Consider the following 24,093-nt stretch of genomic DNA (forward strand, 5'->3'; position numbering starts at 1 on the left):
GGCTATGACGGAGTGGGCGGACCAGGCTGAGGCGGGCCCGAACTGGGTGCACCCGGATGGGGCCGACTGGGACTTGGCGGACTGCGTTTGCGCGGGCCCTGATCCGGCGGCACGTCATGATGCAGTTCGGGCAGCTTCTCGGTCTGGGCCTCCGCGCCGGGGACGGGTTCCTCGGACGGCCCCCGGTACAAGCCGTAGTCGGTGCCATCCAGACCGGGGCTGAGCAGCGCGGCTTCGGTGCGCAGGCTAAACGATCCGAGCAGCACACCGCCGATCAGCGCGACCAGTCCGGCCGCGGTGAAGGTGATCGGCAAAACCCGCGACCACAGGGCCAACCGGTCACGCTCGTCGCGTGCGGCATTGACCTGGGATTCGACAGTGTCTTCGTTGGTGGTGACCTTGTAGTCGGCCACCGCCACCTCCGGCTTCAGCGGATCGCGGGCGAAGTAGTGGTTGGCGTGCACCTCTTCTTTGACGATGGTGCCGGACACCGGGTCTACCCAGAAGGTCCGCTGCGCGGCGTAGTAGCGGGTCATGGTGATCTTCTCGTCCGGGTCGTCGCCGCCGATCCCCCACATCGCTGCGGATGCGGTGACTTTGCCGTCCTCGTCGTGGGCGTACAGCGACGGATATTTGACCGGGTCGACCAGTTTGCCGTCGGCGTCGTAGCCGACGTTTTGACTGAAGCGGTAGGTGGTCAAGCCGTTGACGTCGTCTTCGCCCTCGTAGTTGGCGTCGAAAGCCTTCTGCGCGATGGGATCGAAGTACGGGTAAGTCTTTTTCTGGGTGTGGAAGGGGAACCGATAGTCCAGCCCTTCGTGCGGCAGCGCGATGTTGGTGGGCGGATTCTCGTCGCCGACGGTGCGTGGCTTCTGCACGGCCCCGCCGGGGTGGGTTTCGTCGGACACCGCCATCGCCGTTTTACGGTTGAGCGTGACCGTGTCGACCATGGCCAGCAGCAGACCGGTGTCCTTCTGCTTATCGGTGCGCCGGACCGACGTTCCGACCTGCAGGGTGACGACATCGGCGTTGGCCGGGGATTCGACGGTGATCTGCTGTTGCGATACCAACGGCACATTTTTGTCGACGACGAAATGGTCGCTGGATAACGAGGCGGGGTCGAGAGCGGTTCCGCTGCCGTCGCTGATCAGTGTGGTGTCGATGTCGAGCGGGATCTTGGTGATTTTGCTGGTGGTATAGGTCCACAGCAAGACTGCGGCGATGAGCAGGGCGGCCCCGAGTCCCATAATTCCGCACGCGGCGATCCGCAACATGACTGCTCGGTTCACGTTGCCGTGACCTCCTTCTGGTCGGTGACCGCCCAGCTTCTCGTCGCGACCATGCGAGGTGGCAGCGAGGCGAAACCCGTTTGACCCTAACAAGCGAATTTAAGGCGACCGTTTACTGGATCGAGTGCCGGTTTGGCAGCCAACCGCCGGACCCGTCACCATGCCTGCGGTGAGCTCTGTGGAGGTACCGGTTTGTCCGCTCGTAGCGCACGGCAGACTGTGGTCGTGACCGATGGCCCGCCGGTCGGGGGCGCCCGCGGCTTCCTGCCCGCAGTCGAAGGGATGCGCGCCTGCGCGGCCATCGGGGTGGTCGTTACCCACGTCGCGTTTCAGACCGGCCATTCCACCGGTGTCACCGGCCGGCTGTTCGGGCGTTTCGACCTTGCTGTGGCGGTTTTCTTCACGTTGTCGGGATTTTTGTTATGGCGCGGGCACGCCGCGGCCGTCCGAGGCTTTGGTTCACGGCCGGCCACCGGCCGCTATGTGCGCTCGCGGGCGGTGCGCATCCTGCCGGCCTACGTGGTGGCCGTCATCGTGATCCTCAGCCTGCTGCCTGATGCTGACCACGCCAGCCTGACGGTGTGGCTGGCGAACCTGTCGCTCACCCAGATCTATGTCCCGCTCACCCTGACCGCCGGTCTGACGCAGATGTGGAGTCTGTGCGTCGAAGTCAGCTTCTATCTGGCATTACCTGTTCTTGCTTTGGCCGCGCGCCAGATTCCGGTGCATGCCCGGGTACCGGCGATCACCGCTGTCGCGGTCGCGAGCTGGGCCTGGGGCTGGGTCCCGTTCGGGTCGCCGTCCGGGCAGAACCCGCTGACCTGGCCACCGGCGTTTTTCTCCTGGTTCGCCGCGGGGATGCTGCTGGCGGAGTGGACCTACAGCCCTGTCGGGTTCCCGCATCGCTTGGCGCGGCGGCGCGTGGTGATGGGTGGGGCCGCGGTGATCGCTTATCTGGTGGCGGCCTCCCCACTGGCGGGTCCTGCGGGTCTGGTGCCCAGCACCGCGACCCAGTTCGCGGTGAAAACGGCGATGGGCGCCGTGGTGGCGTTCGCCCTGGTCGCACCGTTGGTGCTGGAGCGGCCCGGGACCGGCCATCGGCTGCTGGCGTCGCCCGGCATGGTGACGCTGGGGCGGTGGTCCTACGGTGTGTTCATCTGGCATTTGGCGGCACTGACGATGGTGTTCCCGGTGATCGGGCGATTCGCGTTCAGTGGTGGCATGCCTATCGTTTTCGCGTTGACGCTGGTCTTCAGTATCGCAATCGCTGCGGTCAGCTATGCCCTTGTCGAGTCGCCATGCCGGGAAGCGTTGCGCCGCTGGGAGTTCCGCAGACACCAGTCAATGTCTGCACCAGAGGCGGACGCCAGAGAGGCGCAAGAGAACGCCATTGCGCCGTGAGGGCGCTGACTTTGGCCGCTCACGTGTAGGCGCCCTGGCGTTCGAAAATGCGCCGCGGGTTGTCGACGAGCATGGTGTGGAGCTGATCGTCGGTGACCCCGCGCTCTTTGAGTGCGGGGATGACGTCATTGTGGATGTGCAGGTAATGCCAATTGGGCGCCGCCACCGGCAGCAGTTCCTCGGGCAGCGCGTCGAAATAGCAGTTCGCATCGTGGGAAAGCACCATCTTGTCGGCATGCCCCCGCTCGCACATCCGGGCCACCGTGTTGACCCGGTCCTCGAACGGAAGGATCACGTCAATACCGAACCGGTCCATGCCGATGTAGGAGCCGTTGGCGATGAGTTCTTCGAGGTAGTCGAGATCGGTGGTGTCGCCGGAATGCCCGATGATCACTCGGGACAGGTCAACACCCTCCTCGGCGAAAATCCGTTGTTGGTCCAGGCCGCGCCGCAGACCGGCGTGAGTGTGCGTGGAGATGGGCACGCCGGTGCGCTTGTGGGCTTGCGCGACCGCGCGCAGCACCCGCTCCACACCGGCGGTGACACCGGGTTCGTCGGTGGCGCACTTGAGGATCGCTGCCCTGATGCCGGTGTCGGCGATGCCTTGCTCGATATCGCGCACGAACATGTCGGTCATGATCTCCGGGCCATCGAGCTGGGTTCCCGGTCCGGTGTAGTGGAAGCGAAACGGCACGTCGTTGTAGGTGTACAACCCGGTGGCGACGATGATGTTCAACTCCGTGGCCTGTGCGATCCGGGCGATGCGCGGAATATAGCGGCCCAGTCCGATCACGGTCAGGTCGACGATGGTGTCCACTCCGCGGGCCTTGAGCTCGTTGAGCCGTTTGATGGCGTCGGCTTCGCGCTTGGCCTCATCACCCCACTCTTCTGGATAGTTCTGCATGATCTCGGTGGTCATGATGAACACGTGCTCATGCATGAGAGTGACACCGAGGTCGGCGGTATCGATCGGTCCCCGTGCGGTATTTACCTGTGACACGCAGCCGATGCTAGGACGCTCGCGGGTCCGCGTCGGCGGAATGCCGAAGCCGGCTGAATTGGTTAGCGTGGCGCGCCCGGTGCCGGGGACCCGCATGCCCAGCCGTTTCGGCGGCGTATCGCCGGCCCGGCAAAACCTTGAAGAGTGAATTGACTCACACTAGGATGACCAGTGGTCATCGACGAGGAGGTCGTGGATGCCGACGGTGACGTGGGCCCGGATCAACCCGGCCCGTCGGGCAGCGGTGGTGGAAGCCGCGGAGGCCGAATTCGCGGCGCACGGGTTCTCCCGCGGCAGCCTGAACGTGATCGCCCGGCGCGCCGGCGTGGCCAAAGGCAGCCTGTTTCAGTACTTCGCGGACAAGCGTGACCTCTACGCGTTCATTGCTGATATCGCCAGCCAGCGGGTGCGCGGTCACATGGAGGCGCGCATCCGTGAACTCGACCCGAGCAGGCCGTTCTTCGAATTTCTCACCGACCTGCTCGACGCCTGGGTCGCCTATTTCGCCGACCATCCACGGGAACGCTCACTTCATGCCGCAGCGAGTTTGGAGGTCGACACCGAGGCCCGCATCAGTGTGCGAACTGTGATCCACCGTCATTACCTGGAGGTGTTGCGGCCGCTGGTGCGCGATGCGCACGTACGGGGCGACCTGCGGCAGGATTGCGACACCGACGCCTTGCTGTCGTTGCTGCTGTTGATCTTTCCGCATTTAGCGCTGGCTCCCTATGTGCGCGGTATGGACCCGATCCTCGGGCTCGATGAACCCACACCCGAGCAACCGGCGCTGGCCGTGCGCAGGCTTGTCGCCGTGCTGGCGGCCGCTTTTGCCGCGGTGCCGAGCACGAGCGGTCCCCCCGCCCACCGGTACGACCTGAAGGAGGTCACATGACACGGACACGTTACGGCTCGCTCGGCGCGGATGGGCTTAACTGGGACAGCTTGCCGCTGAAGCTGTTCGCGGGTGGTAACGCGAAATTCTGGAATCCGGCCGATATCGATTTTTCCCGGGACGGCGAGGACTGGCAGATGCTCTCCGACCGGGAACGCGATTACGCCACCCGGCTGTGCGCGGAGTTCATCGCCGGCGAAGAAGCGGTCACCCAGGACATCCAGCCGTTCATGGCTGCTATGCGCGCGGAAGGCCGGCTGGGTGACGAGATGTACTTGACCCAGTTCGCTTTTGAGGAGGCCAAACACGTGCAGGTGTTCCGCTTGTGGCTGGACGCGGTCGGGGCCGATGACGACTTGCACAGCTATCTCGAGGAACTTCCGGCATACCGGCGAATGTTCAACGACGAATTACCCGAGTCGCTCGAGGCGCTGTTGACCGATCCGTCGCCCGTTGCCCAGGTTCGCGCGTCGGTGACCTACAACCACGTCGTCGAAGGAATGTTGGCGTTGACGGGATACTATGCCTGGCACAAAATCTGTGTGGAGCGCGGTATCCTGCCCGGGATGCAGGAGCTGGTCCGGCGCATCGGTGATGATGAGCGGCGACACATGGCGTGGGGCACCTTCACGTGCCGTCGCCACGTCGCCGCCGACGATGCCAACTGGACGGTGTTCGAAATGCGGATGAACGAGCTGATCCCGCTGGCACAGCGCCTCATTGAAGAGGGGTTTGCGCTCTACGGCGATGACATGCCGTTCGGTTTGTCGGTTGACGAGTTCACGGCCTACGCCACCGACAAGGGGATGCGACGCTTCGGGACGATCAGCAGCGCCCGCGGGCGCCCGGTCGGTGAGATCGACCTCGACTACTCACCGTTGCAGCTGGAGGACACCTTCGCCGTCGAGGACCAACGGACGTTGGCCGCCTCGGCGTAGTGCCGACCTATAGCCGCACCGGCTCTGGGCCTCGGTCAAAGGATCCGAGAAAAAAAAGGGAGCGTTTCTCGGCGGGTCAGTCCCGGCCCATCCATACCGTCTTGACGTTGCAGAACGCGCGGATCCCGTGCGCCGAGAGCTCGCGGCCGTAGCCGGAACGTTTGACACCGCCGAACGGCAGTTCGGGGTAGGACACCGTCATTCCGTTGATGAAGACCTGACCCGCCTCGATCTCATCGATGAAACGCTGTTGTTCGGCCGTGTCGGTAGTCCAGGCGTTGGAACCCAGCCCGAAAGAGGTGGCGTTGGCGATCTCGATTGCTTCGTCGATGTCGCTGGCCCGGTACACCGCCGCCACCGGACCGAACACCTCTTCGCAAAATATCGGCATATCGGGGCTGATATCGGTGATCACCGTTGGCGGGTAGAACCATCCGGGACGGTCCAGGCGTTTACCGCCGCAGCGGATCACCGCACCGGCCGCGGCCGCTTGGTCGACCAAGTGCTCGACCTCAGCTCGGCCCTGTTCGGTGGCCAGCGGGCCCACATCGGTATCGGGGTCAGTCGGGTCGCCGACGCGCAGTGCGGCCATCTTTTCGACGAACTTGTCCACGAACTCGTCGTAGATGTCGCGGTGTGCGATGAATCGCTTTGCTGCGATGCAGGATTGGCCGTTGTTTTGCACCCGGGCGGTGACCGCCGTATTCACCGCGGCTTCCAGGTCCGCCGACGGCATCACGATGAACGGGTCGCTGCCGCCGAGCTCGAGCACGGTCGGCTTGACTTCGTCGCCAGCGATGGCGGCGACTGACCGGCCGGCCGGTTCGCTGCCCGTCAGCGTGGCGGCGGCCACGCGGCGGTCGCGCAGGATGTCTTCCACCGCCGTCGATGGCACCAGCAAAGCGGTAAAACAGTCTGGCGGGAAACCGCCCCGGGTGATCACGTCAGCGAGGTACAGCGCGCACTGCGGCACGTTGGAGGCGTGTTTGAGCAGGCCGACGTTACCGGCCATCAGCGCCGGAGCAGCAAACCGGACCGCCTGCCAAAGCGGGAAGTTCCACGGCATGACGGCGAGCACGACCCCGAGTGGCTGGTAGCGGGCGTACGCTTTGGCCGCACCCACCGCGGCGGCGTCCGCGGGTTCGTCGGCCAACAGCGCTTCAGCGTGATCGGCATAATATCGAAAACCCTTGGCGCACTTAAGAACCTCAGCCTTTGCTGATGTCAGCGTCTTACCCATCTCCAGGGTTATCATCGCCGCGGTCTGCTCCGCTTCGGCCTCCAGCAGCGCTGCGGTGGCATGCGCCCACTGCGCGCGCTGCGCGAAGCTGGTGCGCCGGTAGTCGGCGAAGCGCTGATAGGCATGGGCTATCGCGGAATCAATTTCCCCGGAAGTTGCCGGTGCGAAGGTCTTGACCGTTTCCCCGGTGGCCGGGTTGATCGTGGCGATCGGCATGCTGACATCCTTCGGTGAGTGGTTTAAGAATCACGATCGCTAACCAGCGTGCCACTATCGTGGCCTGAGTAAACAGATCTGGGCACAATTTGAGACGGAGGTGCTGATGAGTACGCCCGCCCAGCTAATGGTGAGGTGCCTCGAATCCGAAGGCGTTACCGTCGTGTTCGGGCTGCCCGGCGAGGAGAACATCCGCTTCCTGCAGGCGCTGGCCGCATCGAATATCCGCTATGTCTTGACCCGCCACGAGCAGGCGGCGGCGTTCATGGCCGAGATGTACGGGCGCGTCACCGGCCGCGCGGCAGTGGTCTCGGCCACACTGGGCCCAGGTGCTATCAATATGCAATTGGGGGTGGCCGACGCCAGCACCAACAGCACCCCAATGGTCGCGATCTCCGCCCAGGTCGGCCACGATCGCCAGTACAAAGAGTCGCATCAATACGTCGACTTGGTATCGATGTTTGCCCCGATCACCCGCTGGTCTGCTGGCGTGCCCACCGCGCAAGCGATACCGGAGATGGTCCGCAAGGCCTTCAAGCTCGCCGAGACCGAGCGCCCGGCCGCCGTTTACCTGGCGGTGCCTGAGCATATCGATACCGACACCGCCGACTATAACCTCACGCCATTACCGCGCAACGTTGTGCGCCCAGAGGCGCCGTCCGCGGGGCAAATCGCGAGGGCGGTCGATGTCTTGCGCACCGCCCGGCGTCCGGTTGTGCTGGCCGGACATGGCGCCGCGCGGGGTAACGCGACCGCGGCCTTGATCCGATTCTCCGAGCAACTCCGGATACCGGTCGCCAACACTTTTCATGGCAAAGGGGTGATACCCGACGACCATCCCAACAGCATCGGGACCATCGGATTCATGCGGCGCGATTACGTCAACTTCGGATTCGACAACGCCGACGCCATCATCGCGGTCGGCTACGAGCTACAAGAGTTCGACCCGATCCAGATCAATCCCCACGCCGACAAAAAGATCATCCATGTGCATCGCTTCCCGGCTGAAGTGGATATGCACTATCCGGTCGCGGTGGGCATCATCGGTGATATCAGTGCCTCGCTGAATGCACTCACCGATGCGCTGACGGGCCACCGCTTCAGCCTCGACGTGATCACGCCTGGCCGCGACTCACTCGCCGAAGAATTGACTCGCGGACAACAAGATGCACGGTTTCCGCTGGCACCGCAGCGGGTGGTCGCTGATACGCGTGCTGCGCTGGGGCGCAGCGACATCGTGCTCGTGGACACCGGCGCTACCAAAATGTGGATGGCGCGGTTATACCCAACCTACGAACGCAACACCTGCCTGGTATCGAATGGATTGTCCGCCATGGGTTTTGCCTTACCAGGAGCACTCGGCGTAAAGCTGGCGCGTCCCGAGGCCAAGGTGCTCGCGGTGGTGGGTGATGGGGCGTTTCTGATGAACTCGCAGGAGATCGAGACCGCCGTCCGGGAGCAGATACCGCTGGTGGTGTTGATCTGGGAAGACGGCGGTTACGGCCTCATCGAATGGAAGATGGATCTCGAACTCGGTGAACACCACTATGTTCGCTTCGGCAACCCCAACATGATAAGTTACGCAGAAAGCTTCGGCGCCAAGGGATATCGGATTACCAGTGCCGACGAGTTGTTGCCGACGCTGAAAGCAGCCCTCAGTGACGACGGGGTGTCGATAATCTCCTGTCCGGTCGACTACTCGGAAAACCTTCGCCTTACTGAAAGGCTCGGTCAACTGCAGGAGGCCCTGTAGGAGGGCTCAGTGGGCCTGCCCGCCCACAGATATTTGGGTCGAATCGCGCCTAGTCGCCTGAGGCGGGCTGCGACGGCTCTTTTTCGAGCGTAATAGGTGGGGCATACTGACCGATCAGCGTGCGATGCCACCACGCGTGCTCTCGCCACAGTTCCCGCCACGTAGTGAACCGATAGTGGTAGAGCTGTGCACGCACAAACCGCGGCGGGGATTCGGGGAATGGATTGTGCCGCAACAGCCGCAGTGTGTCCCGGTCATTTCGCAGCAGCCGCAACAAAAACGGGGTCATCCACTGGTACGCGTAGAGCGGTGAGATCGCGGCAAACCACATCAGCCAGTCCAGACGCAGATGATAGGGCGCCCATTGCCGTGGCAGTCGGCGTACCGCGCCGGGTTTGCCTTTGAACTCGTATTCTTTCCACACCGTCTGGTCGGTGATCTCGTCGTCGTCGGTGCCTTCGATCACCACCTCGCGGCGGATGCGGCCCACACTGCCGAATGCTCCATAGGTGTTGACCAGGTGAAACGGGTTGAACGACATGTTCATCCGCTGATTGCGGGAGATCAGGTTCCGCACGGGCCAGTAGCTCAGGAATGCCACCAGCACCGTGAAGCCAATCACCAGGGCGGCAAACCAGGAGGGTGGCCCGGCCAGTGCGGGTGGGTTGGGCACGGGCAGAACTGCCGCGAGCGATGAGCGGTCGAATACGCTGCAGGCGAGGATGATCGTCAGCCAATTCAGCCAGGCGAAGTTGCCGGAGATCACCAGCCAGAACTGGGTAATGACAACAATTGCCGCTGCCAGGCTGGCGATCGGCTGCGGTGCGAACAATCCGAAAGGCACGATGAGTTGGGCGAAGTGGTTGACCGCTGCCTCGACACGGTGGAGGGGTTTGGGCAGGTGGTGGAAGAACCAGCTCAGCGGACCCGGCATCGGCTGAGTCTCGTGGTGGTAGTACAAACAGGTGAGGTTACGCCAGCACGAGTCACCGCGCAGTTTGATCAGCCCTGCCCCGAACTCGAGCCGGAACAGCAGAAACCGCGCCAGCCACATCGTCAGCACCGGTGGGGCTGTGCGCTCGTTGCCGAGAAATATCGCCAGGAAGCCCGTCTCGAGCAGTAAGGACTCCCAGCCGAACGAATACCACGTCTGCCCGACGGCGACAATCGACAAGTAGAGCACCCAGAGCAGCAGCCACATCAGCATGGCGGCCCATAGCGGCACCAGGTCGGCCAGCCCGGCGACGATCGCGCCGCTTGTCACCGCCCCCACCCAGCAAACCGTCGCGAACAGCCGATCCGAATAGTGGAAATGAAAAAGGCTCGGCGCCTCCCAGAAGGATTCCCGGGCTAAAAACCGCGGCACCGGCAGCATGCCGTGTTCGCCGATGAGTGGCCGAAATTGTCTCGCGGCGGCGACGAATGCGATCAAATAAATCGCCGCGACGCCCCGTTCCAGGGCCAGTCTTCCCAACCAGTATTCGGGTGCGCTGAACCATTCCATGGCGCAACTCCTCGGGCAGCGGCCTTGATACCACCTCCTCCTATCCAGTCAACCAGCTTCAAACGCGCAGGCCAACCGGCTGAACCCGGTGCGGCCGATGCGCCCGCTGGTTCAGCCGCGCTGTTGCGCCAAACAACCGTCGCGGCGGGCCTCACGCCGCAGGCCACATCCCGTACGGCTGGGTTCATCGAGCCGCCGCTACTGGCGTTATTTCTGGTCGCGGGGTAGCCGGCAGCCGGTGGAACCGGAGACCACCAGGTTGCCCCGGTAGCCGACCTTGATGAACAGCCCGGCCGGACCGTAAAAACCCACATCATGGTTTGCCGGCCCGTTTTGCATGACCTGAACCTCGGTGGCCTCCAGTTTGGCGGCCGCCTGTTTGGCGGCCTCCTGAATTTTGGCCCAGTCCTGCTCAGACACTACGACATTCTCCGCGACCGCGCGGGGGAAAAAGTATTCCCGCCCGTCGCTTTGTTCGTAGGGCCGCGCGCAGGTACTGCTGCCCGAGCCTTCGTTGAGGGTTTCCCAGCTGATGGCGGGGATGAGTGTGCTGGCGGCCGTTTTGATCTCATCGATGGCGGCTTGCACCTGGGCTTGGGTGTCCTGCAGCGAAGGCAGGGATTTGAGCACCTCGAGGGCCTTGGCGGCCACCGAGGGTGGGGTGTGGTCATAAGGTCCTGTCACGTGACATCCTGCGGCGGTGAGGGTGGTGGTGAATAGGGCGGCACCCAGCAATCTGTGGTGTCGCCGGCGCGGGGGAGGGTCAGCGGGTTTCTTCACTGGCCGGCAACCGCCTTATCACCCAGCCCGGCCACCACGGCGGCGATGTTGTAGTTGGTGGTCCGGATCCCCCCGTCGTCGGGAAAACGCGGGTAGTCGCCGTGGCCGTGCGCGCCCTCCAGCTGCAGGGTGCCGCCGTGGCCGTCGGGAACGGTGGTGGCGCCGGTGGCCAGGCGGGTGAAGGCGGGGTTGGTGGCCGGGTTGGGCCCGAAATGCCCGGCGCCGGTGGCGTCGGCGCCGCCGACGATACCTTCGGCGATGGTGTTGAACGGCGGCGGCAAAAACGGGGCCACATCATGGGCGATACGCGGGCCGTCGTAGGTCCACTGGATGAGATCGTCGGGGGTTTCCATGGCGAACACCTGGCCCGGTTGCAGGTGCAACTGGGCCGGCGTGGATGCTTCGACGCCGGGTGAGCCGTAAAACAGCGCCCGCGACACCCCGTGCTCACCGGGCTGCTGCAACGCCAGCCCGGTCGTGAGCGAGCCGTAGGAGTGCCCGATCGCGGTCAGATCGGCCCGCCCGCCCTGGTGGGAGGCTTGTATCCCGTCGTAGAAGCGGGCCAGGTCATGCGCGCCGGCGCGGGCCAGGGTGTCGTGGCTGACATCCCACGCGCCGGCCAGGGACTCACCGGTGTTATCGAAGCCGGGCACCTGCGGGGCGTCATAGCCGATCCAGGCGATCGCCGACACGCTGTCGTTCCCGTGGCCGGGGGTGAGGCTCAGCTGGCGAAGCGTTTCGCCCCTGAGGCGATTTGCTTCGTCGGCCATGGTCTCGATGCTGCCGTGCACGGTGGTGTTGAGCCCGGGGGCGGTGACCGACACGTGGGTGGCGGTGTCGGGGTCCCCGACGGCGATCGCGGCGTGGACTTGTTTGCCGGTTTGGGTGTCCAGCAGCATCAGTTTGCGATCCGGGCCGGCTTTGAGGGCTTTGTCGACCGCCTGCAGATCGGGCAGGTTTTTCGCGGCGTTTCGGGCGGCGTCGTAGCGCCGCTGCCAGGCCTCATAGGCCAGCCGGTCGGTAAAGATCGCGCCCGGCTCGTTGGGAGGCGGAATATTTTTGCCCTGCGCCCAGTCGGGGTGCTGGGCTTGCAGCGCGTCGGCTTGCGCGGCGGCGGCCCGGGCGCGCGCCAGCTGGTCATCAAGATTGAGCCGGTTGTAGTGGTCGTAGCCGAGGTGGTCCGGGGGATCGCAGGGCATCCCGGGATGGTTGCCGATGTTGTGGTCTTGGGCGTAGAGCCAGTCTTTTTCTTCCGGGGTCAGCTGATTCCACAGCGCGGTGAACTGCTGCGGATCCTCGGGCAGGGGTTTAGACAGCGCCTCTTGAATCTCGGGGCGATTCTCGTGGGGGCCGGCCGGGATGGGAGCATCGCCGTCGGCCATGTTGATCGCCGCCGCCAAATCCGCGTCGACCGCGGTCGCCTCGGCCACGATCGCGTTCAGCCGTGGCTGCAGCTGGGCTTGCGCTGCGGCCAGCTGCTTGTCGTCGCCGCGGAAACCCGACCCGGCCACCACCGTGTTGGCCAGCGGATCGATCCATAGACCCATCTCGGCGGCATCAGCGCGCAACCGGCGCAACTCGCCCTGCACCTTATCGATGCCGTCGGCGGCTTTGCCCGCCGCGGCGCCCACCGCCAGCGCCTCGTTGCCATGCGCATCAAGGTCCTGGCGGATCAGCGCATTGTGGTGTTTGCGGGCCGCAGCGGTTTGGCCCTCCCAGGTGTCAAACACCGCCAACGAGGACAGCTGACGCGACACCTCCACGGTGGCCTGCCCGCGCGCGGTGGCCGCGTGAAACACCGCCCGCACCGCATCCGAGCTCCACCGATCAATATCGGCCACCGTCAGCGCCACGGCTCACCCCCGGCCCACACCGGCCACCCGATCGGCATCCCCGCCGACCGCACGCAACCGCTGGGCGTTCTCACGCTCCATCGCCGCGAAATCGATGGCGTCATTGTGCAGATCCAGCGCGTGCGCACCGACGTCGGTCAGCAGCCGCCGCGAGCTCTGCCCCCACCGGTCCATGCGGGCGGCCAGCGCCGCCGCCGACGCCCCCACCCAACCGGACTGCGCGGCCTCGATCGCGTTATCCGACGTGAGATGCGCCGCCGCCAAGTCCTCCCCCTGCCCGCTGACATGCGCCGCCGAGCACACCAACGCCTCCAGGTCAACCCGGAATTCGCCCGCCACCGCCATGCCACCATCTCGCCAGCTGACATTGCTCAGAGTTAGGTAACACCGTCCGTTACCGATGCACAAGTCAGTCGGCGCCGCGATCGCAGCATGCGCAAGGTCGTACCGGTCCGGCCGGCGAGTGCTCGGCCACTGGCCGGATCCCGGCATCTGCGGCTAGCCTCGCTTCGCGGTCATTTTCTCGGCGCGTGTGGTCGCCGACGCGGCCACCGCGGCCAGCGAGACCAGCGCCAGCAGCTGCACAGCCGCCGAATGCCCGGCATAGCCGTCGACTGAGCGCCACGGATGGCGGGACAACGCCGCCCCGGCCAGGATCAGCCCGCCCGCGCTCAACCCCACGGTGATCGCGTCACGCAACCGCTGTCGGCCGCGCAGCGCGTAGCGCACACCGAGCGCAGCGCCGAAGACCGCTATCCCCGCTGCGCCAGCGATCACCGCCCCTGCGGCCAGCAGCGCTGCCGCCGCCCATGGCCCGGTCGCCCAGGGGAGCGCGGCCGGCTGGTCAGGGGTTCGCCGTGCCGGCCACCATGCCAGCAGCGCCAACAGCGGCAGCAGTAGCAGGCCAGCCGCCAGGCCGACGCGGTAAAGCGGGTTGGGGGCGTAGGTCAGCGTGATCGTCCCGGATTTCCCTGCGGGCACCACCCACCCCTGCTGCCAGCCGTTGACCGCGACAGGTGTTAACCGGGTCCCGTCGCCGGCCCGCCCCACCCAGCCGGGGTTGATGCTTTCGGGCACCACCAGGACCCGAGACGCCGGGGCCGCTTGCATGTGCACCTGGCGGCGGGCCGGGCCCCAAACCCCTGTTGCGGCGGGTACCGGCGCCGTGTCGGTGGCGCCCGGCAGCGCAGCGGCCTGCGGGGCAGACAGCTGGGCTCCGTCGACGACGAACTGCTCGCCGGGGCTGATCAACAGCTCCTGCTGACCCGTCGGCAACATGATCGGCCGGCGATCGCACACCTGGGCGGCAACCGGTTCGCCGTCCAGCAACGCGCCCACAGTCGTGGTGATCGAGGTGTGCACGAATCGGCCCGCGACCGCGATGACGGGGCCGTGGGCGCAGTCCACGGTGATCTCGCGGGACCGATTGCGGGCTGCGTCGGCAACACCCACCGGTGTGCCGTCGCGGCCGAGCACCGCGACCTCGGCCAGTCCTGGTGGTTTGAGCTGATCGAAGCCCAGAGCGGTGCGGTCGATCACATCGTCCCAGTCGAGCAAGCTCACGGTGACGGTGTCGGTGAGCCGGGGTTTGAGCCGCAGCGTTTGGGGCCGCCCGGGTCCGTCACTGCTCGGGTTCAGCTGCCGAACCTGCGGGCCGTCACCGAGGTCGACCGCGACCACGCTCGGGTGCGCGGGCACCGCTGATGCGCTGGGGGTGAGCCGCAGCCCGGTCACTTCGGCAGGCCCGGGCAGGCTAAGGGTCAGGGTCGGCGCGGTCTTGTGCTGCACGACCCGCTGCGGCGCCGTCCATGCGGTGGTCGGATCCCCGTCGGTGGCCGCGTATGCCGAGCCGAGGACATCGACCAGGTCGGAGTCACCGCGGGCCCGGGTGGTGCCCGGCTGGGCGATCAGGTCAGCCAGTTTGGGGCCCTGCCGGGCCCGCACCCACACCGTCGGAGTCACCTCGACCGGGCGGGGCACGGTCAGTGTGCGGCTGAACGTGGCCGGCTCTTCGGGGGCGAGGGCCATCGAGGCGGCGCAGCGCACGGTGTCGAGCCCTTGGGCGCAGCCGGGTCTGCCCACCAGCTCAGGTCCCAGATCCCATTGGGCGACAGTCGAACCGGGCGGGGGACCCGGCACCAGCACGGTGTGCCGCAGATCGACCGGGTGGGCGAAGCCGGAGGCGTCGTATTGGGTGATCGCCAGGTCGGTGATACCGAATTGCACACCGGCGGAGCCGTCGTCGGCGCCGATCGCGGTGATGCGCACCCACGGGGTTTCCCCGTAGGGCAGGGCTGCGGTGAGCGGCTTGCCGGGTTCGTCGAACTGCAGCGTTGTGGTGCCGTTGATGGTGGCGATCTGGATTCGGCGGATCTGGGCGCCGACGGCGGTGGCGCTGGGTGTGAGGGTGATGACGGCATTGGTCACCGGGTGGTCGAAATCCACTTGCAGCCATTGACCCACGGCGGACTGCAGCGCGTTAGACACCCAGGCGGTGCCCGGATCGCCGTCGATGGCGGCGGCAGGTGAGGCCGCGGGCGCGACATCGGGCAACGCGGTGGCATCCGACGACGAGCTGGACGCGGTGAGCCGTCCGCCCATCCACCCGCCGACGACCATGTCGGCGCCCGGGACGGGGTAGTCGGGCACCCGGTTGAACGTATGTCGTGGATCGCCGGCGGCACGGATCGCCGAGGAATGGTCGTCGACCCGCCCGTAGTCGGTCTCCCGGGCCAGCGGAGTGTCGGTGACGGTGACCAGGGGGGCGGACAGACCGGCGCGGCGGGCGTCGGCGGTCAACAGCACCGGGCCCAGCGGAGCTTCGCCCAGCAGACGGCGATGTTCGTCGAGGCGCAGCAGCACCTCCGGGCCGCCGTCGATGCGTGCGAGCTGATCGGTGTTGACGAAATACGGCGCCGCAGGATCGCCGTGGACACTCACCCGGTAGATCTCCACCGCCGGATACCGCGGTCGCAGACCGCTGTCGGTGACGAAGCCCGGTAACGAACCCGGGCCGACCGGCGCCCCGAACTGCGCCACTTTCTGTAGTCCCGGCGAACCACTGACAGCGCGATGTACCAGGATCGGGCGCGCTGAACGCGATTTCTCCGGGTCTAGATCGTTACGCAGCACCAGATACGAAATGCCTTGCCGGGCCAGTGTATCGGCCAGACCGGCTGAGGGTCGGCCAGCGGCAAGAAGGCGCTGCACGGAATCGAGCGCCCGGATGGTTTGGGGGGGTGTCAGCGGGATAGAGTCACGCACCCCCCACGGACCGGGGCCCAGCACCTGCAATGGTTCGTCGTGGCTGGTGCCCCACACCTGGGTGGCGAACGGCGCTCCCGGGATAACGAGCACCCGTCCGGGAACCGGGTTACCGGTATTGTGCTCAGCCAGCCAGGCGGCGGCCTCATGCCAGTACGCGGGTATGGCGGTGAACGTGCCCGGCGGGGCGAGCCGGCCGGTCCACGCCAGCGACGTGCTGACCATCAGTGCGGTCAGCACGACGATGCCGACCGCAACCCGCTTGTCACGTTCGGGATGGGCGAAAGCACGAAGCCACACCGGTGCCGGCGCGCTGGCCGGTAGTGGTATGCGGCCCAGCAGCTGGGCCAGTCCCAGCACCAACGGGATACGGATCACTGGCTCCAGCTTGTGGACATTACGGAGCGGCGCACCGCCGGCATCGAGAAACGACTGAACCTGCTGCGCCAGCGGTGATCCCGGATGTCCCGAGTAGCCGACGGCCAGCAAGACCAGCCCGACCAGCAGCATCGTCACCAACCGCCCGCTCCCGGGTACGCCGCGCGCGGAGAGCATGGCCAGGCCCGCCAGCCCGGCGGCGGCGACCAGGCAGGTCCCCACAATGGCCACCGACGTGGTCACCAGCGGCGCCCCCGCGGTGGCGTTGGGCGCCACGAACGGTGTCCAACCGGCAGTGCCGCGAAGCACCTCGACCAACGACGTCCATTGTGTGGTGACGCCCGAGGATTCGATGAAGTCCAGAAACGGTGGGCTGATCCGCGCCAGCAGCAGCAACGGCACCAGCCACCACGCCATTGCCAGCAGAAGAGCCAGCAGCCACCACCCCGTGTAGCACCACCACCGCCGATTCGGTCTGTGGCAGGCCCACCAGATCACCGCGGGCAGGCATCCCGCTAGTGTTGCGATGGCGTTGACGGCTCCCATCAGCGCCACCGCAAGCCCAGCTTGCGCGCCCAGCACTCGCACCGATCGGCCCGCCTCGCCGCGCAACGCCACGATGGTCGGCAGCAGCACCCACGGCGCCAGCATCATCGGCAGGGTTTCCGACGAGATCGATCCGAGCGTGGACAACACCCGCGGCGACAGCGCGAACGCCGCTGCGGCGATCACGCGCGACGTGGGGCTGCCGATGCCCAACGCTTCAGCGACCCGCAGCACGCCCCAGAACCCAACCGTCAGCAGCAGCGCCCACCACAGCCGCTGGGTGACCCAACCCGGTAGCCCCACGAGGTGGCCGATCAGGAAAAACGTGCCGTGCGGAAACAGATAGCCGTAGGCCTGGTTCTGCGCTTGGCCGAACGGCAGTTCGCTGTTCCACAGGTTGGTGGCGCGGGCCAGGAAGCGCAGCGGGTTGGCGGTGAGGTCGAGTTTGGTGTCCGACGAGATCCGGCCCGGGGATTGCGCGAGGGCCAGCGCCAACGCGACAGCCGCGACCACCCACAACTGGCGGCGCGGCAGCGGTGTCATGGCAAGTTCCTCCCGCGAGCAGGAGGTGAGGGCCGGGGTGCTCAGGCTAGCTACGGGTGCCGTACTCGACCCGGTTGAGCACCGAGGACGCGGGATCGCCGCCGGGCAGCGGCGGCTTCGTGTTTTGTTCCACCATCAGGGTGACCCCGAAGATCGCGGCCGCGCCCAGCAACAAACCAACCACGATGCTGGCGGCGGCGGGCGCAACGAACCGGTTCATCGATGGCTCCTTGGTTGCGGTCGTGGTTTGTCGCCAACCTAGCAGATCGGCAATCGCGCACCGCGGGAGCGAATCTGCCCGACAGCCCATCAGGCCCACAACGGGGACACCGCGCGGCGCCCGCGGTTTCGGACCTAGGGCCGCAGCTGCGGCGGCAGCTTATTCAAGCACTCCTGCTTGCTGGCGCACGGCAGGCAGTGCCCGTGATAACAGCGATTTCCGTACTGCACCAGGTGCGATATCGACGGGTTAGGGTCACGCGGCGGTTGCGGCGCTCGGCCATGGTGCTGCACGACGAATGTCCCACCGAACATCGCGACGGCGCCGAGAATCGCGCCTACGACGACGCTGCTCGCCGCGTACGGAACCAGCCGCCGTAGCGAGGGCTTCTTGGTTGTGGTCGCGTTGGTTGTGGTCGCGTTCGTCTCGGCAGCGTTTGTCACCGTTGCGGCAACGTCGGTCGTCGCCCGCCACCAACGCCCTGCGGACGTGGTGAGCCGTGCCACCCGCCATGCTCGCGCTGTGCCCCGCCCCGGGTGGGGTCGTGTCAGCCGACATCGGCGTCGTGACAGCATGGGCCGATGGTATTCGCGCGCATCGCGGTCGTGCTGGCGGCGGCATCTCTGCTGGTGACGGCGTGCTTCTCGCACCCGCACCCGACCCTGCCCGCAGGGCAGTCGCCGTCGCCCCCGGCTCGTCAGCCGGCAGCCCGGCCGGCGCCGCCGCTGTGTGGAGAAGCTACGGGCCTGTCAGCCCGTGACAAGTTGGCGCAGCTACTGATGGTCGGGGTGCGGGACGCCAGCGACGCCCGGGGTGTCGTCACCGGCTATCACGTGGGCGGCATTTTCATCGGGAGCTGGACTGACCTCACGATGCTCAGCGACGGCTCATTGGCCGACATCGCCGCCAAGGCTGGCCCACTGCCGCTGGCGGTAAGCGTTGATGAAGAAGGTGGCCGGGTGTCGCGGCTGTCGCCAATGATCGGCTCCGCTCCTCCACCGCGAGTGTTGGCGCAGACCCACACCCCGGACGAGGTCTACCGCCTCGCCCGCGACCGCGGCCGCAAAATCCGCGAGCTCGGGGTCACCATCGATTTCGCTCCCGTGGTCGACGTGAGCGACGCGCCGGCTGACACCGTGATCGGTGACCGATCGTTCGGCTCGGATCCGGCAGTGGTGACCGCCTACGCCGGCGCTTATGCCCGCGGATTACGCGATGCCGGGCTGTTACCTGTGCTCAAGCATTTCCCCGGCCACGGGCACGGCTCCGGTGATTCGCACACCGGCGCGGTTACCACCCCGCCGCTGGACGTTTTGAAAGTCAGTGATCTGGTGCCGTACCGGACGCTGGTGGCCGCGACCCCGGTTGGCGTGATGATCGGTCATGTGCAAGTGCCCGGTCTGACCGGCAATGAGCCCGCCAGCCTCAGCGCCGCCGCGGTACAGCTGCTCCGCGACGGCAGCGGCTACGGCGGCCCGCCCTTCAACGGACCGGTGTTCAGTGACGATCTGTCCAGCATGGCCGCCATCGCCGACCACTATGGGATAGCGGAAGCGGTGCTGCGCACTTTACAGGCTGGCACCGACACCGCCCTGTGGGTCACCACCGAGCAGGTGCCGGCGGTGCTGGACCGGTTGGAGAAGGCGCTGGCCGCAGGCGAGTTGACGATGCCGGCGATCGACGCCAAGCTCGCGCGCGTGGCGGCGATGAAGGGGCCAGACCCCAGGTGCGGGAGGTAGCACGTGAGCGGCACGAGCGGCGTGTTTACCCTGAAGTCAGATACCGTTTAAGCGCACACAGCAAGGCGGCTGGGAGAAGGACACGGCATGGCAGGTGGTACCAAACGGCTGCCCCGTGCTGTACGTGAACAGCAGATGCTTGACGCTGCCGTAGAGATGTTCTCGGCCAACGGCTACCACGAAACATCGATGGACACCATTGCCGCCAAGGCACAGATCTCCAAGCCGATGCTGTACCTCTATTACGGCTCCAAGGAGGAGTTGTTCGGTGCGTGTCTGAACCGCGAGCTGGCTCGGTTCATCGACGCGGTGCGTGCCGACATCCGACCCGACCAGAGTCCAAAAGACCTGCTGCGCAACACGATCTCCTCATTCCTGCGCTACATTGACGCCAACCGGGCGTCGTGGATCGTGATGTACACGCAGGCCACCAGTTCAACGGCGTTCGCGCATACCGTACGCGAAGGACGGGAGCGGATCATCGAGTTGGTTGCCGCACTGCTGCGGGAAGGCACCCGAAACCCCCACCCGGACACCGATTTCGACACGATGGCTGTGGCGTTGGTGGGTGCCGGCGAGGCAGTGGCCACCAGGCTGAGCACCGGAGAAACCGACGTCGAGGAGGCGGCTGAGCTGATGATCAACCTGTTCTGGCACGGCCTTAGGGGCACACCCGGCGAAACGGACACCACTGACGCCGATATCGGAATGACCGCCACCCGCAGGCCCGGCTGAGAACCCCGACGTCCCGGCCGCTGGAAATCGGCCCGACTGAACCGGGGCGCGGCTGGATTGCGGATGGGCATACATTCATCCCGTGGCCCGCCGTAACCTCGATTTCGTCACCGCACTCCTGATTGTCGGATTGCTCGCCGGGGTCGCGGGCCTATCGACCAGTCTGGCCCTGCGATTCGTTGAACACCTCACCTACCACTACAGCTTCGGATCGCTGCTGTCCGGGGTCAGAGGCAGCAGTCGGTTTCGCCGTGCCGTGGGACCGATGGTCGGTGGCGCACTGGCGGGCTTGGGCTGGTGGATGCTGCGATCCAGGACCGATGTCCGGCCCCTGATTCAAGCTATTGTGGACCGCGATCGGATACCGCTGCTGCCGTTCGGTATCGACGCCCTCTTACAGGTGGTCCTGGTCGGATCTGGCGCATCACTGGGCCGCGAGGGGGCCCCCCGGCAATTTGCCGCGGCTCTCGCCGATCTCGGCATTGGGTGGCTCAAACGGCTGCCGCCGCGAGACCGCGAGATCCTCCTGGCCTGCGCAGCCGGCGCAGGACTCGGTGCGGTGTATGCCGTGCCGGTGGGCGGGGCGCTCTTCAGTGCGCGGATCGTGCTGAAAACCTGGCATCCGCGTGCGGTGGGTGCGGCACTGGTCACGTCGAGCGTGGCGGTTGCGATCGGTTCCGCCGCGACGCATGACAAACCCACCCTGGCCTGGCCAACCGCGGCCTCCTCGCCACTGCTGGCCGCTCATGCCCTTGCCCTGGCGCCGCTGACTCTCGTCGTGGGGTTGGGGTTCAACCGGCTCATGGCACTGGCCAGCAACCCGATGCGGTCGTGGGTACTGGTTCCGGCGATCGCCGCCGCCGGTTTGCTGATCGGTATCTGCTCACAATGGTGGCCCGAGCTCCCCGGCAACGGTAAAAGCATCCTGACAGTGAGTCTCACCAGCGGCATGACCCTGACAGCGGCGGCCGTGATCCTGGTTTTAAAACCGGCCCTGACGGCACTGTTTCTGCGCGCCGGCGCCGCTGGCGGGATGCTGACTCCCTCACTGGCCACCGGCGCTGCCACAGGATCGGTGTTCGTGCTGACGGTCAACACCTTGGCGGGCGCCGATATCCACGTTCCGGCAATCTCTTTGGCAGGCGCTGCCGGAGTGCTTGCGGTCACTCAGCGCGCACCGTTGTGGGCCGCGGTGTTCGTCTGGGAACTCGCCGCCCCACCCTTGTGGCTGTTGGCGGTTTTCTTGGCGGCAGCAGCCGGTTCGCATGGGCTAAGGGTGCTCACCGAACGTCACCGTGTTATCGCGGCGGCTGCCTGAACCGCGGCCCTGGTGGGTTCGCCTGAGACGTCAAAGCAGCTACAGTGCGCGGATTGTGCCAGTCAGGTGGGGGTACCCTGCGGTGATGTGGCGCAGCGCGAGATCCCAGCCGTCTTCGACCGGATCGACGTACAGTCCCACCTTCGCGGGCAGCACCACCGGCTTGCCGAACCGTACCGAATAGGTCACGGCATCTGGAAGACGGGCTTCGATATTAGCTAAAACCGCTGCTGCACTGTACATTCCGTGCGCAATAACGGTTGGAAATCCGAATAGTCTGGCCGCGATCGGATTGGTGTGGATTGGGTTGTGATCACCGCCGATGGCCGCATAGCGCCGGATCTGTGCCGGGGTGATCTGCAGGATCGCGTTCGGTGGAGGGAGTTTGGGCTGTTTCTGCGGGGGCGGTTTAGGCTCGTCGGATAAGCTAGTCCGCTGTTGGTGCAAAAACGTCGTCACCTGGTGCCAGGCAATGTCGTTACCGATCCTGATGTCGGCCACCAGGTCCGCCAGCAAGCCCCTGCGGTGTTCGCGAAGGTTTTCGGCGTGCACCGCGATTCCGACGGTGTCAGTCACCGTGATCGGCCGGTACTGCGTGATGTGGTTTTCGGTATGTATCGCTCCAATTGCGGCGAAGGGGAAATCAAATCCGGTGACCAAGGACATCATCGGCGGAAAGGTCAGCGTGAATGGATATGTCAGCGGCACAGCGTTGCGGTAACGCAGCCCGGTGAGCGCGGCGTAGTCGGCGACGTTCGCGCGGTCGATTGGCACGTCGTCGACGGTCACGGTCCGGCTGGGCAACTGGTCGCCACGCGGCACCAGCGGCAACGCGCCGGCCGCCGCGCGGAGCATGTTCATCAGGCCATGTGATTGAGTCATGTCACCCCGTTACGATTTGTTGTCCGGCACAGGCGCTGGGTTGTGTTCGCCGGCCCGGCTTCTCGCTAGGGCCGCTGCGGGCCGTGCATTGTGCTCAAGCACCCATCATGGCTTGGCCGCACACACGAATCACGTTGCCGGTCACAGCATTGGAAGCGGGGTTGGCAAAGTAGGCGATTGTTTCGGCGACATCGACAGGTAGGCCGCCCTGCAATAACGAGTTCAGCCGGCGCCCGACCTCGCGGGTGACCAGCGGAATCGCTGCGGTCATCTGGGTTTCGATGAATCCGGGGGCGACGGCGTTGATCGTGATGCCCTTGTCGGCGAGCGCGGGAGCCAGTGCCTGGGTCAGACCAATCATGCCGGCCTTGGTGGTGGCGTAGTTGGTTTGCCCGCGATTGCCCGCAATGCCGGCCATCGATGACAGCCCGATCACTCGCCCGCCTTCGCCGATACTGCCGTTGCCAACGAGTCCCTCGGTGAGACGCAGGGGAGCGAGTAAATTGACCGCGATGACCGCATCCCAGCGGGCGTCGTCCATGTTGACCAACAACTTGTCACGGGTGATGCCGGCGTTGTTGACCAAGATGTCCGCCCGCCCGCCGTAATGCCCGCTCAGGTGGTCGGTGATGCGATCGACCGCATCGTCTGCGGTGACGTCGAGTGTCAGGGCGGTGCCGCCCACCCGGGACACCACCTCGGCCAGGGCCTCGGCAGCAGCGTCGACGTCGATCCCGATGACGCGGGCACCGTCGCGAGCAAACACCTCAGCGATGGTCGCACCGATACCGCGGGCGGCTCCGGTGACAATGGCAACCTTGCCGTCCAAGGGGCGGTCCCAGTCGGCCGGGGGCGTGGAGTCGGCCGCCCCGACATAGAACACCTGGCCATCCACATACGCCGATTTCGCCGACAAGATGAACCGCATCGTCGATTCCAGGCCGGTGGCCGCCGGTTTGGCCTCCGGGGACAAGTACACCAGCTGGACGGTTGCGCCGCGACGCAGTTCTTTACCCAGCGAGCGGGTGAAGCCCTCCAGCGCACGCTGGGCGATCCTTTCGTGGGCGCCGGTGATCGCCTCGGGTGTGGTGCCGACGACAACCACACGTGCGCAGCGGCCCAGATTGCGCAACAGCGGGCTGAAGAACCCGTGGAGCGCTTTCAACCCCGCCGGGGCGGTGATACCGGTGGCGTCGAAAACCAGCCCGCCGAACGAATCGGCCCAGCGGCCACCGAGGTTGCGGCTGACAACCTCGTAGTCATTAGCCAGCGCGGCCCGCAGCGGCTCGACCACCCGCCCTTCTCCGCCGATCAACAGCGATCCTTCCAGCGGAGGGTCGCCGACCCGATAGCGGCGCAATGTCTCGGGCTGCGGAATACCCAGTTGCTTGGCCACAAACGATCCAGGACCTGATTTGACAACCTGGGAGAACAGATCCGATGAAAGCTTGGGTGCCACTGACCTGCCTTCCGTGTCGGGAATGCCTGATAGTGATAACCGTATCGATCACCCTGAACTTACTCCAGAGTAAGAATGGTGAGTACTATGGACCCCGGGACGAATCCCCACAGCGGTAACTGCCAGACAGATAATCGGGAGAC

At 65.8% G+C, this 24,093-nt stretch carries 19 protein-coding genes; 7 read left to right on the forward strand and 12 right to left on the reverse strand.

The features are described 5' to 3' along the window. Positions 1 to 2: 2 nt before the first annotated feature. On the reverse strand, positions 3 to 1,289 hold the full coding sequence (pgfA, locus tag G6N08_RS06405) for a cell envelope lipid trafficking protein PgfA (protein ID WP_163755356.1): 1,287 nt from the start codon (positions 1,287 to 1,289) through the stop codon (positions 3 to 5). Positions 1,290 to 1,508: 219 nt separating this feature from the next. Between pgfA and G6N08_RS06410 the strand changes: the two genes are divergently transcribed. Continuing rightward, on the forward strand, positions 1,509 to 2,690 hold the full coding sequence (locus G6N08_RS06410; RefSeq protein ID WP_246216702.1) for an acyltransferase family protein: 1,182 nt from the start codon (positions 1,509 to 1,511) through the stop codon (positions 2,688 to 2,690). 19 nt (positions 2,691 to 2,709) lie between these two features. Here G6N08_RS06410 and G6N08_RS06415 read toward each other — a convergent pair whose 3' ends face one another. Continuing rightward, positions 2,710 to 3,690, reverse strand: coding sequence for a phosphotriesterase family protein (locus G6N08_RS06415; RefSeq protein ID WP_163755361.1), 981 nt, complete (start codon positions 3,688 to 3,690; stop codon positions 2,710 to 2,712). A 196-nt stretch (positions 3,691 to 3,886) separates the two neighbouring features. On the opposite strand from G6N08_RS06415, the gene G6N08_RS06420 reads away from it, so the two are divergent. Both G6N08_RS06420 and G6N08_RS06425 read left to right on the forward strand, forming a co-directional pair. Further along, complete coding sequence (locus tag G6N08_RS06420; protein WP_163755362.1) at positions 3,887 to 4,582, forward strand: TetR/AcrR family transcriptional regulator; 696 nt, start codon at positions 3,887 to 3,889, stop codon at positions 4,580 to 4,582. Beyond that, a complete protein-coding gene (locus G6N08_RS06425) occupies positions 4,579 to 5,520 on the forward strand; it encodes a R2-like ligand-binding oxidase (RefSeq protein WP_163755363.1) in 942 nt (313 codons plus the stop codon). The genes G6N08_RS06420 and G6N08_RS06425 overlap by 4 nt, the downstream gene beginning before the upstream one ends. Positions 5,521 to 5,596: 76 nt before the next feature. Here G6N08_RS06425 and G6N08_RS06430 read toward each other — a convergent pair whose 3' ends face one another. Further along, positions 5,597 to 6,976, reverse strand: coding sequence for an NADP-dependent succinic semialdehyde dehydrogenase (locus tag G6N08_RS06430; RefSeq protein ID WP_163755364.1), 1,380 nt, complete (start codon positions 6,974 to 6,976; stop codon positions 5,597 to 5,599). A 106-nt stretch (positions 6,977 to 7,082) separates the two neighbouring features. Here G6N08_RS06430 and G6N08_RS06435 point away from each other — a divergent pair, with 106 nt between their 5' ends. Further along, positions 7,083 to 8,729: an acetolactate synthase large subunit gene (locus G6N08_RS06435; RefSeq protein ID WP_163755365.1), complete on the forward strand. Its 1,647-nt coding sequence runs from the start codon at positions 7,083 to 7,085 to the stop codon at positions 8,727 to 8,729. Positions 8,730 to 8,778: 49 nt separating this feature from the next. Here the strand turns inward: G6N08_RS06435 and G6N08_RS06440 are convergent, their stop codons facing one another. The 7 genes from G6N08_RS06440 to G6N08_RS06470 form a co-directional block, all read right to left on the reverse strand. Beyond that, a complete protein-coding gene (locus G6N08_RS06440; protein ID WP_163755366.1) occupies positions 8,779 to 10,233 on the reverse strand; it encodes a lipase maturation factor family protein in 1,455 nt (484 codons plus the stop codon). Between the two features lie 207 nt (positions 10,234 to 10,440). Further along, the gene (locus tag G6N08_RS06445) at positions 10,441 to 10,917 is read right to left on the reverse strand and encodes an LppA family lipoprotein (RefSeq protein WP_163755367.1); all 477 of its coding nucleotides are present in this window, start codon (positions 10,915 to 10,917) and stop codon (positions 10,441 to 10,443) included. A gap of 92 nt (positions 10,918 to 11,009) precedes the next feature. Next, positions 11,010 to 12,866, reverse strand: coding sequence for an alpha/beta hydrolase (locus tag G6N08_RS06450; RefSeq protein WP_246216626.1), 1,857 nt, complete (start codon positions 12,864 to 12,866; stop codon positions 11,010 to 11,012). A 3-nt stretch (positions 12,867 to 12,869) separates the two neighbouring features. Next, a complete protein-coding gene (locus G6N08_RS06455) occupies positions 12,870 to 13,211 on the reverse strand; it encodes a WXG100 family type VII secretion target (protein ID WP_163755369.1) in 342 nt (113 codons plus the stop codon). Positions 13,212 to 13,364: 153 nt separating this feature from the next. Beyond that, positions 13,365 to 17,597 (reverse strand): alpha-(1->3)-arabinofuranosyltransferase, encoded by a 4,233-nt coding sequence (locus G6N08_RS06460; RefSeq protein WP_163755371.1) that lies wholly within the window; start codon positions 17,595 to 17,597, stop codon positions 13,365 to 13,367. Between the two features lie 46 nt (positions 17,598 to 17,643). Beyond that, the gene (locus G6N08_RS06465) at positions 17,644 to 17,817 is read right to left on the reverse strand and encodes a DUF2613 domain-containing protein (protein ID WP_163755373.1); all 174 of its coding nucleotides are present in this window, start codon (positions 17,815 to 17,817) and stop codon (positions 17,644 to 17,646) included. Between the two features lie 134 nt (positions 17,818 to 17,951). Further along, positions 17,952 to 18,323, reverse strand: coding sequence for a DUF2613 domain-containing protein (locus tag G6N08_RS06470; RefSeq protein ID WP_246216627.1), 372 nt, complete (start codon positions 18,321 to 18,323; stop codon positions 17,952 to 17,954). Positions 18,324 to 18,398: 75 nt separating this feature from the next. Between G6N08_RS06470 and G6N08_RS06475 the strand changes: the two genes are divergently transcribed. From G6N08_RS06475 to G6N08_RS06485, 3 genes are all read left to right on the forward strand, one after another. Next, positions 18,399 to 19,556, forward strand: coding sequence for a glycoside hydrolase family 3 N-terminal domain-containing protein (locus G6N08_RS06475; RefSeq protein WP_163755377.1), 1,158 nt, complete (start codon positions 18,399 to 18,401; stop codon positions 19,554 to 19,556). Between the two features lie 87 nt (positions 19,557 to 19,643). After that, positions 19,644 to 20,291 carry a TetR/AcrR family transcriptional regulator gene (locus tag G6N08_RS06480; protein WP_163755378.1) on the forward strand — a complete coding sequence of 216 codons (648 nt, stop codon included), beginning with the start codon at positions 19,644 to 19,646 and terminating at the stop codon, positions 20,289 to 20,291. A 73-nt stretch (positions 20,292 to 20,364) separates the two neighbouring features. After that, positions 20,365 to 21,609, forward strand: a complete 1,245-nt coding sequence (locus G6N08_RS06485; RefSeq protein ID WP_163756772.1) for a chloride channel protein — start codon at positions 20,365 to 20,367, stop codon at positions 21,607 to 21,609. A 39-nt stretch (positions 21,610 to 21,648) separates the two neighbouring features. Here G6N08_RS06485 and G6N08_RS06490 read toward each other — a convergent pair whose 3' ends face one another. Together G6N08_RS06490 and G6N08_RS06495 are read right to left on the reverse strand one after the other, a co-directional pair. Beyond that, complete coding sequence (locus tag G6N08_RS06490; protein ID WP_163755380.1) at positions 21,649 to 22,491, reverse strand: MaoC/PaaZ C-terminal domain-containing protein; 843 nt, start codon at positions 22,489 to 22,491, stop codon at positions 21,649 to 21,651. A 94-nt stretch (positions 22,492 to 22,585) separates the two neighbouring features. Next, on the reverse strand, positions 22,586 to 23,950 hold the full coding sequence (locus G6N08_RS06495) for a 3-oxoacyl-ACP reductase (RefSeq protein ID WP_163755382.1): 1,365 nt from the start codon (positions 23,948 to 23,950) through the stop codon (positions 22,586 to 22,588). Positions 23,951 to 24,093: the final 143 nt, after the last annotated feature.

The sequence above is a fragment of the Mycobacterium botniense genome (assembly GCF_010723305.1).
In the GTDB taxonomy this organism is placed as follows: domain Bacteria; phylum Actinomycetota; class Actinomycetes; order Mycobacteriales; family Mycobacteriaceae; genus Mycobacterium; species Mycobacterium botniense.

Excerpts from the sequence above, each read along its gene's own strand:
- G6N08_RS06420 (WP_163755362.1), top strand. The coding sequence starts at position 3,887 with ATGCCGACGGTGACGTGGGCCCGGATCAACCCGGCCCGTCGGGCAGCG.
- G6N08_RS06425 (WP_163755363.1), top strand. The coding sequence starts at position 4,579 with ATGACACGGACACGTTACGGCTCGCTCGGCGCGGATGGGCTTAACTGG.
- G6N08_RS06430 (WP_163755364.1), bottom strand. The coding sequence starts at position 6,976 with ATGCCGATCGCCACGATCAACCCGGCCACCGGGGAAACGGTCAAGACC.
- G6N08_RS06435 (WP_163755365.1), top strand. The coding sequence starts at position 7,083 with ATGAGTACGCCCGCCCAGCTAATGGTGAGGTGCCTCGAATCCGAAGGC.
- G6N08_RS06440 (WP_163755366.1), bottom strand. The coding sequence starts at position 10,233 with ATGGAATGGTTCAGCGCACCCGAATACTGGTTGGGAAGACTGGCCCTG.
- G6N08_RS06455 (WP_163755369.1), bottom strand. The coding sequence starts at position 13,211 with ATGGCGGTGGCGGGCGAATTCCGGGTTGACCTGGAGGCGTTGGTGTGC.
- G6N08_RS06460 (WP_163755371.1), bottom strand. The coding sequence starts at position 17,597 with ATGACACCGCTGCCGCGCCGCCAGTTGTGGGTGGTCGCGGCTGTCGCG.
- G6N08_RS06465 (WP_163755373.1), bottom strand. The coding sequence starts at position 17,817 with ATGAACCGGTTCGTTGCGCCCGCCGCCGCCAGCATCGTGGTTGGTTTG.
- G6N08_RS06475 (WP_163755377.1), top strand. The coding sequence starts at position 18,399 with ATGGTATTCGCGCGCATCGCGGTCGTGCTGGCGGCGGCATCTCTGCTG.
- G6N08_RS06480 (WP_163755378.1), top strand. The coding sequence starts at position 19,644 with ATGGCAGGTGGTACCAAACGGCTGCCCCGTGCTGTACGTGAACAGCAG.
- G6N08_RS06490 (WP_163755380.1), bottom strand. The coding sequence starts at position 22,491 with ATGACTCAATCACATGGCCTGATGAACATGCTCCGCGCGGCGGCCGGC.